This is a genomic window from Synechococcus sp. WH 5701, from assembly GCF_000153045.1.
In the GTDB taxonomy this organism is placed as follows: domain Bacteria; phylum Cyanobacteriota; class Cyanobacteriia; order PCC-6307; family Cyanobiaceae; genus Regnicoccus_A; species Regnicoccus_A antarcticus.
In genome coordinates this window covers 551,190-560,939 of record NZ_CH724159.1, presented here as the reverse complement: position 1 = coordinate 560,939, position 9,750 = coordinate 551,190, and the positions used below count along the sequence as shown (strand labels likewise).

The following is a 9,750-nucleotide window of genomic DNA, read 5'->3' as shown; positions in this document are numbered from 1 at the left end:
CCGCTTCGCCGCCGAGGTGGAGGCCGACCTGCTGGCCATGGCCCAGGCCCGCGCGGCGGAACCCCTGGTGGGTCAGACCCTCAGCGGTGTGATCAGCGGCGTGCAGAGCTACGGCTTCTTCGTTGAGATTCCCCCCTCCCAGGTGGAGGGTCTGGTGCACGTCAGTTCCCTCAAGGACGACTGGTACGAATACCGCTCCCGCCAGAACCGCCTGGTGGGCCGCAAGAACCGCCGCACCTACATGCTCGGCGACCAGGTGGACGTGCAGATCCAGAACGTCGATGCCCTGCGCCATCAGATCGATCTGGCCGTGCTGCTGCCGGAGGGCGACGAGGAGAGCGGCGAAGACGGGGAGGACTGAGCGGATGGATCCGGTGGTCCTGGCGGTCACGGGTGCCTCCGCCATGCCGCTGGCGGAGCGGGGTCTGCAGTTGTTGCTGGAGGCCGGCGAGACGGTGGAGCTGGTGGCCAGCCGCGGGGCCATCGGGGTCTGGCTGGCGGAGCAGGGGGTGCGCATTCCCTCTGAACCGGATCTGCAGGCCTGCTTCTGGCGGGAGCGCACGGGCGTGACAACGGGCCAGTTGCGCTGTCACCGCTGGAACGATCAGGCGGCGGCAATCGCCAGTGGCAGCTTTCGGACCCGCGGCATGGTGATCCTGCCGGCGAGCATGGGAACGGTGGGCCGGATCGCCAGTGGCGTGGCCCTCGATCTGGTGGAGCGGGTGGCCGATGTGCACCTCAAGGAGGGACGGCCGCTGGTGATCGCCCCCCGGGAAATGCCCTGGAGCCTGGTTCACCTGCGCAACCTCACGACCCTGGCCGAGGCGGGTGCGCGCATCGCCCCACCGATTCCCGCCTGGTATCACCGCCCCACCAGCCTGGAGGACATGATCGACTTTCTGGTGATCCGGGTGTTCGATGGCCTGGGCTACGACCTCGGCTCCCTGCGCCGCTGGGATGGCCCGGTGGCCGCCGCGGCCAGCCTCTGAGCCCCGCCCGCCGGTCTGACTCCCGGACTGATCCCCTCCGTGCTGCAACGCCTCCTGCTCCTGCCTCTGCTGGCCCCGCTGCTGGCCGTGCTGCTGGTGGCGGCCCTGAACCCCACCCCCGCCAGCCGCCTGCGGCTGCTGATCTGGACCTCCCCAGCCCTGCCGATCGGGGTCTGGCTGGCCCTGGCGGCCAGCGGCGGAGCCGCCCTCAGCGCCGGCCTCACGGCCCTGGCCCTGCAGCAACCGGGCGATCAGCCCCTGCGGCGGCGATCGGTTCAGCCATCCGGCGGCGGCGACCGGCGCGAGCCAGAGCCCTGGGATGACAGGCCCCAAGCGAGTGCCAGACCTGCACCACAGCAACCGCCCGGGGGATACGCAGGACCCGAGCGCGCGCCCCAGGAGCCACCACCCACCCTCTCGGTGCCCTTCCGGATCCTGCGCACAGGCAGCGGCGGAGCGCCGGCCTCAGCCACCGCAACGGCCAGCCCCGGCAACGGCGACGCCGAGGGCTGGGACACACCCCCCAGCGACGACTGGTGAAGCGGAGCCCCTCGACAGTCGCGCGGCCGGAGATGCCTAGGATTGATTGCAGTGTTTCGAGCTGAGGCTCCAGCCCGTGAGCGACTCCGCCAGCCCCGCGCCGAATCCCGTCAAGGTCAAGCCACCGGCTCCGGAAGACAAGCCCTTCGCCGAGTTCATCCCTCAGCTGTTCCTGCCTGCCCTGCTCAAGGAAATCGAGGCCTTCGGCGGAGCAACCCCGCAGCTGAGCTTCGAGCAGGGGGCGATGCCGGTGGTGGGGAGCCCCTGCTGGCTGGTGATGGGGAGCTTCCCTGGTGACCGGCGCTTCTGGCTCTGTTTCACCGAGGCGAGCATCAGCTCCGCCAAGACCATCGCGCTGGCTGAGGCGGGCAGCGAACCCAGCCTGCTGGAGTCGTTCCTGATCGATGAGAAGAAGACGACCCTGGCCCTGCTGATCTCGAGGGTGGTGTCACGGCTCAACAGCCAGAAGTGGCTGGGCCCCAACTGAGCGCTTCACATCCAGGCCGGATGCGCGGAAAGCCCACCTACGATGGGCGGAACACCCCACCGTTCTGCTCGCATGGTGCCCCCCGTCGCTGCGCCCACCGCCACCCGTGGCACCAACGCCGCTGAGGCCAAGGCCTTCAAGGAGCCGGTCAAGGACACGATCCTCACCCCGCGCTTCTACACCACGGATTTCGAGGCGATGGCCGCCATGGATCTGCGGCCCAACGAGCAGGAGCTCGAAGCGATCTGCGAGGAGTTCCGCAAGGACTACAACCGCCACCACTTCGTGCGCAACGAGGAGTTCGAGGGCGCCGCCGACAAGCTCGATCCCGAGACCCGCAAGGTGTTTGTGGAGTTCCTGGAGCAGAGCTGCACCTCCGAGTTCTCCGGATTTCTGCTCTACAAGGAACTGAGCCGCCGGATCAAGGAGAAGAATCCGCTGCTGGCCGAGTGCTTTGCCCACATGGCCCGCGATGAAGCCCGCCATGCCGGCTTCCTGAACAAGGCGATGGGTGATTTCGGCCTGCAACTGGATCTGGGCTTCCTCACCGCCAACAAGGCTTACACCTTCTTCAAGCCGAAGTTCATCTTCTACGCGACCTATCTCTCCGAGAAGATCGGCTACTGGCGTTACATCGCCATCTACCGCCACCTGGAGAAGCACCCGGAGAGCAAGATCTTCCCGATCTTCAACTTCTTCGAGAACTGGTGCCAGGACGAGAACCGCCACGGCGACTTCTTTGATGCCCTGATGAAGGCCCAGCCCGATACCGTCCGCGGTCTGCAATCCAGGCTGTGGTGCCGATTCTTCCTGCTGGCGGTGTTCGCCACCATGTACGTGCGTGATGTGGCCCGCAAGGAGTTCTACGAGGCGCTCGGCCTCGATGCCCGCGAGTACGACAAGATGGTGATCGCCAAGACCAACGAAACTTCGGCCAGGGTGTTCCCCGTGGTGCTCAATGTGGAGCATCCCAAGTTCTACTCACGCCTGGAGCGGATCGTCACCAACAACGCCGCCCTCAGTGAGGCTGACGCCAAAGGCGGCCCAGCCCCGATCAGGGCCCTGCGCAAGCTCCCCCACTGGATGGCCAATGGCCTGGAGATGGCCAAGCTGTTCCTGATGGCACCGATCCGCAGTGAGGAGTTCCAGCCCGCCGTGCGTTGAGGCTTGGCCTGGTTAGCCTGACGGTCCTCTCTGAACCGTCTTGCTCGCCACTCCCACTCCTTCATTCACGGATACCCTCACGGGCGAGAGCCTCGATCAACGCTGGCGGGATCGGCTCGAAACCGTGCTGGCAGCGGGTACCTCCGCCGGCGCCAGCCTGGTGGAGGTGTTCCTTGAGAGCACCGACCACATCGGTCTGCTGGCGGAGCAGGAGAGGATCACCAACGTCAGTCCGGCCTTCGGTCGTGGGGCTGGCCTGCGGGTGTTCCTGGGGGAGCGCGATGGCTTCGTGTCCACCAACGACCTGAGTGAGGCGGGCCTGCTGCAGGCCCTGGATCAGGCCCTGGGAATGCTGGGCCTCACGCGCAGCAACCTCGGCACCCACAGCTTTGCCGGACTCGCTTCCCTAAACGATCACGGGGCCAGCAAAGAGGCCTGGCTGCAGCACTGCCCCGGTCTGGATGAATCCACGGCCCGGCTGCTGGAGGCCACGGCGCTGCTCGATCGCCACGGGGATCATCTCCAGGCTCGCCGCGGCAGCTACGCCCGCGACTGGCAGGAGGTGCTGGTGGCCGCCACGGATGGCACGTTCGCCCGTGACATCCGCCTGCACCAGTCGGTGGGGATCAACGCCCTGGCGGCCGACGGCGACCACCGCGCCAGCCTGGGGCGCCGCTACGGCAGCTCCGGCCGCCCCGATGACCTGCGCCAGTGGGATGCGGAGGCCTCGGCGATCGATCTCTGCGCCAGTGCCCGCTCAATGCTCTACGCCGACTATGTGGACGCCGGCAATTACCCGGTGGTGCTGGCCAATCGCTTCGGGGGCGTGATCTTCCATGAAGCCTGCGGCCACCTGCTGGAAACCACCCAGGTGGAGCGCGGCACCACCCCCTTCGCCGACAAGGTGGGCGAGACCATCGCCCATGAGGCCGTCACCGCCGTGGATGAAGGACTCAGTGACGGCGCCTTCGGCAGCCTCTCCATGGATGACGAGGGCATGGAGCCCCAGCGCACGGTGCTGATCGAGAACGGTGTGCTGCAGCGCTTCATCTCCGACCGTGCCGGGGAACTGCGCACCGGCCACGCCCGCACGGGAAGCGGCCGCCGTCAGAGCCATTCCTTCGCCGCCGCCAGCCGCATGCGTAACACCTTCATCGCCGCCGGTCCCCACAGCCCCGAGCAGCTGATCGGCTCGGTGGATCGGGGCCTCTACTGCAAGTCGATGGGGGGAGGCAGTGTGGGACCCACCGGCCAATTCAACTTCGCCGTGGAGGAGGGGTACCTGATCGAAGACGGCCAGCTGGGCAAGCCGGTGAAGGGGGCCACGCTGATCGGTGAGGCCAAAGAAGTGATGCCCCGCATCTCCATGTGCGCCAACGATCTGGAACTGGCCGCCGGCTTCTGCGGCTCGGTGAGCGGCAGCATCTTTGTGACCGTGGGCCAGCCCCACATCAAGGTCGACAGCATCACTGTGGGGGGCCGCTGATCATGGGAACCGACACCATCACCGCCAGCCCCAGCGCCCTGCACGCCAGTGAGCTGGCCGGGCAGCTGGAATCCCTGGCCAAGGACCTGGGCGTGAGCCGCTGGGACCTGGGTGCCTCCTGCAGCACCGACACCTCCGTGCAGGTGGATCGGGGTGAGGCCAAGCAGCTCAAGGGCGCCCAGCGGAGCTCGATCACCGTGCGGGCCTGGAACAGTGATGGCCTGGTGGGCATCACCAGCACCTCCGATCTCTCCCCCGCGGGCCTGGCCCGCGCCCTGGCCGGCGCCGGTGAGGCCAGCCGTTACGGCAACCCCGACGACACCCCCGGCTTCTCGCCCCTGGCCAAGGCACCACTGGCCCAGCTGGAGCAACCGATCAGTGAACCCAGGGGCATCCTCGAGCTGCTGGGCACCCTCAAGCTGGCTGAGGCCGAGCTGCTGGGCCGCCACCCCGCCATCAGCACCGTTCCTTACAACGGTCTGGCGCAGCGCAACAGCCAGCGCCTCTACCTCAACAGCGAGGGGGCCTGCCGCGAGCAGCAGCTGAGCACCGCCAGCCTCTACCTCTACGCCCGCGCCGAGGAAGATGGCCGCAAGCCCCGCAGCAGCGGGGCAGTGCGCCTGGCCTACGGCGCCGAGCAACTGGATGTGGCCGGCTGCATCGAGGAAGCAGCCGAGCGCACGATCCAGCACCTCGACTACGCCCCGATCGCCACCGGCCGCTACACCTGTGTGTTCAGCCCGGAGGCCTTCCTTGATCTGATCGGCGCCTTCAGCAGCCTCTTCAATGCCCGTGCCGTGCTCGATGGGGTCAGCCTCAGCCAGCGTGAGTCGCTCGGCAGCCAGCTGGCGGTTCCCTTCCTCTCGATCCACGACAACGGCCTGCACCCCGGCAACATCGGTGCCGCCAGCTTCGATGGCGAGGGCACGCCGGTGGCGCGCCTGCCGCTGGTGGAGGGCGGCATCCTGCGCCACTTCCTGCACTCGGAAGCCACGGCCCGCGCCTTCGGCGTGGCGCCCACCGGCCATGCCGGTCTGGGGGCGAAGGTGTCGGTGGGGCCCCACTGGTTCGAGATCGGCCCGGCCGGCAGCTCCGATGAGCAGACCGGTGCCAGGGGTCTCGATCGCTTCAGCCAGGATGGGATCGTCTGGATCGATTCACTCTCGGCCCTCCATGCCGGCGTGAAGTCGAGCCAGGGATCGTTCTCCCTGCCCTTCGATGGCTGGTTGATCCAGGGTGGTGAAGCCCGCTCGATCGAAGCCGCCACCGTGGCCGGCGACATCCGCGCCGTGCTCAAGGGCCTGGTGGGCTTCGAGGGCGAGGCCAAGGTCACCCCCGATGGCGTCTGCCCGCTGGTGTGGGTGGATGGGCTCTCGATCACCGGCGACGCCTGAGGCCCGCCAAACGAGGAGCCGGCGATGAAGATCCTGTTCTGGGGCACCCCGGCCTACGCGGTGCCCAGCCTTGAGGCGCTGGTGGCGGCAGGCCATGAGCTGGTGGGGGTGGTGAGCCAGCCCGACCGCCGCCGGGGGCGCGGCGCGGCACTGATGCCCTCGGCGGTGAAGGCCCGGGCCCTGGAGCTGGGGGTGCCGGTGTTCACGCCGGTACGGATCCGGCGGGAACCGGAGATGCAGGCGGAGCTGGGGGCACTGGGCGCGGACGTCTCGGTGGTGGTGGCCTTCGGGCAGCTGCTGCCGAAGGAGGTGCTGGCCGAGCCGCCGCTGGGGTGCTGGAACGGCCATGGCTCACTGCTGCCCCGCTGGCGCGGCGCCGCCCCGATCCAGTGGTGCCTGATCGAAGGCGACGCCGAGACCGGCGTGGGGATCATGGCGATGGAGGAGGGCCTCGACACGGGCCCGGTGCTGCTGGAGCGGCGCCTCGCGATCGGGTTGCTGGAGACCGCGGCCCAGCTGGGCGAACGCCTGAGCCGGCTGACGGCGGAGCTGCTGGTGGAGGCGATGCCCCTGATCGCCGCAGCGGGGCCCGGCCCTGAAGCCGACCGCTGGCGGCAGCTTGGCCTGCATCCCCAGCCGCAGGAGGGTCTCACCCATGCCCGCCTGCTGCAGAAGGACGACTACGCGATCAGCTGGAACGCCCCGGCGCTGGCCATCCACCGGCGGGTGATGGGACTGCATCCCGGCGCGCGCACCACCTGGAGAGGCCAGCGGCTCAAGCTGCTGGCCACCGAACCCCTGGTGCGGCGACTGGCCGATCAGCTCAGTGCCGAGGGGGCCTCATTGGCCCAGCGCTGGGGTCAACCTGCGCAGACGGCATGGCCTGCGGTTGGCACGGTGCTGGAGGTGGCGGAAGGGGTTGGTCTTGTGGTGGCCACCGGGGGCTGCCCACTGCTGATCCGCGAGGCGCAGCTGGAAGGGAAGAAGGCCAGCGGCGGCGGGGCGATGCTGCAGCAGTTACGGGCGCGGGTGGGGGATGGTTTCGGCTGAGCTGGCGCTGGATGGGTGATCCATCTTCCCAACAGTCACTTGGATCGACACGCAGCTGAATCGTCGGCTACTCCGGTTTGAGCGTCGACGCTTCGAGCGCCTTCGCCAGCCCCTCGGCGCTGCCAGTGAAGAGGTCATACCACTGAAAGCTGGCAAGGTCCTGGGGCAGGGGCACGTCTTCGAGTCGTACAGGGACGACGAAAGCCGACTGTGCCCCGCGCTCCTTCTGAAGAGCGACGGCCGTGTCAACTTCATGCCGGAAAACACCTTCGCCCGAGAGTTTGGCAATCGCGTGCGCCGAGAGGAACACGAGGAAACGATCAGACTCGCGCAGCGCTTCAAGGATCTTGCTGTCCCAGACATCGCCCGCGACCAGCTTCCCCTGGTCGATCCAAGGTGTGAACTCGTGGCGCACAAGCGTGGCAAAGACGTCCTTGACGATCGCTTCGTCCTCGCGCACATAGCTCAGAAAAAGGCGCGGGCTGCAGAGGAGGTTCGCAACCAGGCCGACGACCGGCTCGTCCTGCCGAGTGGGTTGGATCATCGTCACGTGGTCGCCAGGCACCGTGCGTCTGACCGCACGTGGAAAGTCGTAAAACACGGATTCCCGGAGGACGGTCACGTCGTCCACCGCAGCGACGATGCGCCAAGCAAAAGTGGGATCCTTCCATTGTCTGGAGAGATCAGCCTGGAGCGTGCGCAGGAAAGTGCTCTCTGCGGCAACATCTCGCAACTGCGGATTGAGGAAGGCCAGGCGCCGAGCGGCCCTGACGCCACCTGTCGGAGCCCCGAACAGGGCCACGTGGCGGACACGGTTGCGCAGCCACTCGCTGTCCATCAACGCCCGTTCAATGATCAGGCCGCCGGCACTGTGCCCAAGCAGAGACAAATGCTTGTAGCGGTTCAGCGTTGACATGCAGTAGGTGGAAAACGAGTCAGCGATGTTGGTCAGACTCGGGCTCCAGACCAGCCGGTAGCGCAGCCAGCGCGGCATCCATGATGAGACGTATTGGAACGAGTCGATGTCCCAGCTCGTAAGGTTTGGGTGCTCCAGCAGTTGATCGATCATGGGTTGCCAGGCTTTGTCACCGGCAAAGCCGTGGACTAGCACGATGGCTGAATCACTTGCCAGGTCTCGGTACTTCATACGGTTCCGGGGCGGAATGGGGATGGGTTGGTGGAGGTTTATTGACAGCCGGGCTCCTATCATCACTGAGCCCTGACGGGGACTGAGTCTGATGTGATTGTAACCTTCACAATGAGTTTTGACTCCCAGTGAGCCGCGGGGTGCTACATCCGCATATCTCCAGAAAAAGCCAACCAAGTTTAGTTCTCCCATCCAACCAGATGCATAGGCATTTGGCTGCACTTTGTAGGGCACCTCGAAATATTGCCACTACCCAGGCTGCCTTGAGAAGCAAAATGCTCATCCTCTGCACGTGCAGATCCGCCTGATGACTGACATTCATGACTTAAATGCGGGATAATTATCCCGTTGCCGAATGATCAGACAGCCAGCATTGCCTTTGAGTTGCAATGCAGGTATCGAAGAAAGTTGTAAGTCAGATTACGCAGTCCCCACCAAGCTTTCGTTCTGGCCAGTCCAATCCGCCTTGTCAGCTTGCCGCGCATGCAGGTTGTGATTGCACCAAAGACATGCTCAACCCTGGCCCGTACAGTTGATCGGACCTTGTTCCGTTCCTTGGCCTCCTCGCTCAAGAGATGGCAGCGTGAGCCCTTTTCATGAATTCGGCTCTCAAAACCACCCAGGTCCAGGAGATCCTCAAACTGAGCACCTGCATAGCCAGAATCAGCCCAGACAAAGTCATCCCTATTTTCAGGGTCTAGCACCTGCGTAAGCATCTGGCTGTCGTGAATATTAGCTGGGGTAATGGCAAATCTGCGAATGAAGCCGTGAGTGGCATCAATGCAGATGCTGTTCTTGTAGCCGTAGTGGTTGACGCCATTCTTCTTGACCCAGCGAGCGTCAGTGTCCTTCTGGCGCAAGCGGTTTGGCTTGTCCAACCACTTCTCTGGAATGGCTCCATCCTTGATGGTCTTGTTCTCCTCCCTTGAGTTTCGCTGTTTGGGAACTGGGACAAGTGTTGCATCGATGATCTGCCCACCACGGGCCTCCAGCCCATGGGTCCGCAGGTGCTCCTCAAAACGTTCAAAAAGCTCATCGACAACACCCGCCTTGCGGAGCCGCTCGCGGAAGAAGGCAATAGTGGTGGCATCGGGAATGGTGTTCATCACTCCCAGTCCGACAAACTCCTCGAATGAGCGTCTGTCGTTGACCTGAAATTCCAGCTCCTCATCACTGAGGTTGAACAGCTGCTGCAGCACCAGCATCTTGAAGAGGATGATCGGATCAATCCGCTTACGGCCAGCATTGCTCTTGCGTTCATGGCTGTAACCCTGCTCCAGCAGTGGCCTGAAGGCATCCCAGGGAATCGTCTCGGACAGGGTCGCTAACGTGGGCTTCTTCTGCTGAAGCCTGTGGATGCGCTTCTCCTCATCCCAGAATCCACGCTGTCCCATTCAGCTGTGTTGAACTGAACCAATTCTATTGCATATTTCATAGGCTGTCAGGGAGCGACGTAGATTTTTCGAGGTGCCCTGTAGTTCCTCCGATTTCGT

Annotated in this window: 10 protein-coding genes; 8 read left to right on the top strand and 2 right to left on the bottom strand. The window is 65.2% G+C overall.

Annotation, left to right across the window (positions count from 1 at the left end; translation table 11 throughout):
* From WH5701_RS03755 to fmt, 8 genes are all read left to right on the top strand, one after another.
* The coding region (locus tag WH5701_RS03755; protein ID WP_006170623.1) for a S1 RNA-binding domain-containing protein at positions 1 to 361 on the top strand (361 nt) is incomplete at its 5' end.
* A gap of 4 nt (positions 362 to 365) precedes the next feature.
* Positions 366 to 989, top strand: a complete 624-nt coding sequence (locus tag WH5701_RS03750; protein WP_006170622.1) for a flavin prenyltransferase UbiX — start codon at positions 366 to 368, stop codon at positions 987 to 989.
* A 39-nt stretch (positions 990 to 1,028) separates the two neighbouring features.
* On the top strand, positions 1,029 to 1,529 hold the full coding sequence (locus tag WH5701_RS03745; protein ID WP_006170620.1) for a hypothetical protein: 501 nt from the start codon (positions 1,029 to 1,031) through the stop codon (positions 1,527 to 1,529).
* 76 nt (positions 1,530 to 1,605) lie between these two features.
* Positions 1,606 to 2,016 carry a DUF2996 domain-containing protein gene (locus WH5701_RS03740; RefSeq protein ID WP_037980213.1) on the top strand — a complete coding sequence of 137 codons (411 nt, stop codon included), beginning with the start codon at positions 1,606 to 1,608 and terminating at the stop codon, positions 2,014 to 2,016.
* Between the two features lie 72 nt (positions 2,017 to 2,088).
* Complete coding sequence (gene acsF, locus WH5701_RS03735) at positions 2,089 to 3,180, top strand: magnesium-protoporphyrin IX monomethyl ester (oxidative) cyclase (protein ID WP_006170613.1); 1,092 nt, start codon at positions 2,089 to 2,091, stop codon at positions 3,178 to 3,180.
* A gap of 40 nt (positions 3,181 to 3,220) precedes the next feature.
* Complete coding sequence (locus WH5701_RS03730) at positions 3,221 to 4,666, top strand: TldD/PmbA family protein (RefSeq protein WP_006170612.1); 1,446 nt, start codon at positions 3,221 to 3,223, stop codon at positions 4,664 to 4,666.
* 2 nt (positions 4,667 to 4,668) lie between these two features.
* A complete protein-coding gene (locus tag WH5701_RS03725) occupies positions 4,669 to 6,060 on the top strand; it encodes a TldD/PmbA family protein (protein WP_006170611.1) in 1,392 nt (463 codons plus the stop codon).
* A 24-nt stretch (positions 6,061 to 6,084) separates the two neighbouring features.
* Positions 6,085 to 7,110, top strand: coding sequence for a methionyl-tRNA formyltransferase (gene fmt / locus WH5701_RS03720; RefSeq protein ID WP_006170610.1), 1,026 nt, complete (start codon positions 6,085 to 6,087; stop codon positions 7,108 to 7,110).
* 67 nt (positions 7,111 to 7,177) lie between these two features.
* Here fmt and WH5701_RS03715 read toward each other — a convergent pair whose 3' ends face one another.
* Positions 7,178 to 8,179, bottom strand: coding sequence for a toll/interleukin-1 receptor domain-containing protein (locus WH5701_RS03715; RefSeq protein WP_198005127.1), 1,002 nt, complete (start codon positions 8,177 to 8,179; stop codon positions 7,178 to 7,180).
* A 437-nt stretch (positions 8,180 to 8,616) separates the two neighbouring features.
* Positions 8,617 to 9,651 (bottom strand): IS5 family transposase, encoded by a 1,035-nt coding sequence (locus WH5701_RS03710; RefSeq protein WP_006170608.1) that lies wholly within the window; start codon positions 9,649 to 9,651, stop codon positions 8,617 to 8,619.
* Positions 9,652 to 9,750: the final 99 nt, after the last annotated feature.

Bases quoted from the DNA above. Each gene is read 5' to 3' on its own strand.
- acsF (WP_006170613.1), top strand. From the start codon at position 2,089: ATGGTGCCCCCCGTCGCTGCGCCCACCGCCACCCGTGGCACCAACGCC.
- fmt (WP_006170610.1), top strand. From the start codon at position 6,085: ATGAAGATCCTGTTCTGGGGCACCCCGGCCTACGCGGTGCCCAGCCTT.
- WH5701_RS03710 (WP_006170608.1), bottom strand. From the start codon at position 9,651: ATGGGACAGCGTGGATTCTGGGATGAGGAGAAGCGCATCCACAGGCTT.
- WH5701_RS03715 (WP_198005127.1), bottom strand. From the start codon at position 8,179: ATGATCGATCAACTGCTGGAGCACCCAAACCTTACGAGCTGGGACATC.
- WH5701_RS03725 (WP_006170611.1), top strand. From the start codon at position 4,669: ATGGGAACCGACACCATCACCGCCAGCCCCAGCGCCCTGCACGCCAGT.
- WH5701_RS03750 (WP_006170622.1), top strand. From the start codon at position 366: ATGGATCCGGTGGTCCTGGCGGTCACGGGTGCCTCCGCCATGCCGCTG.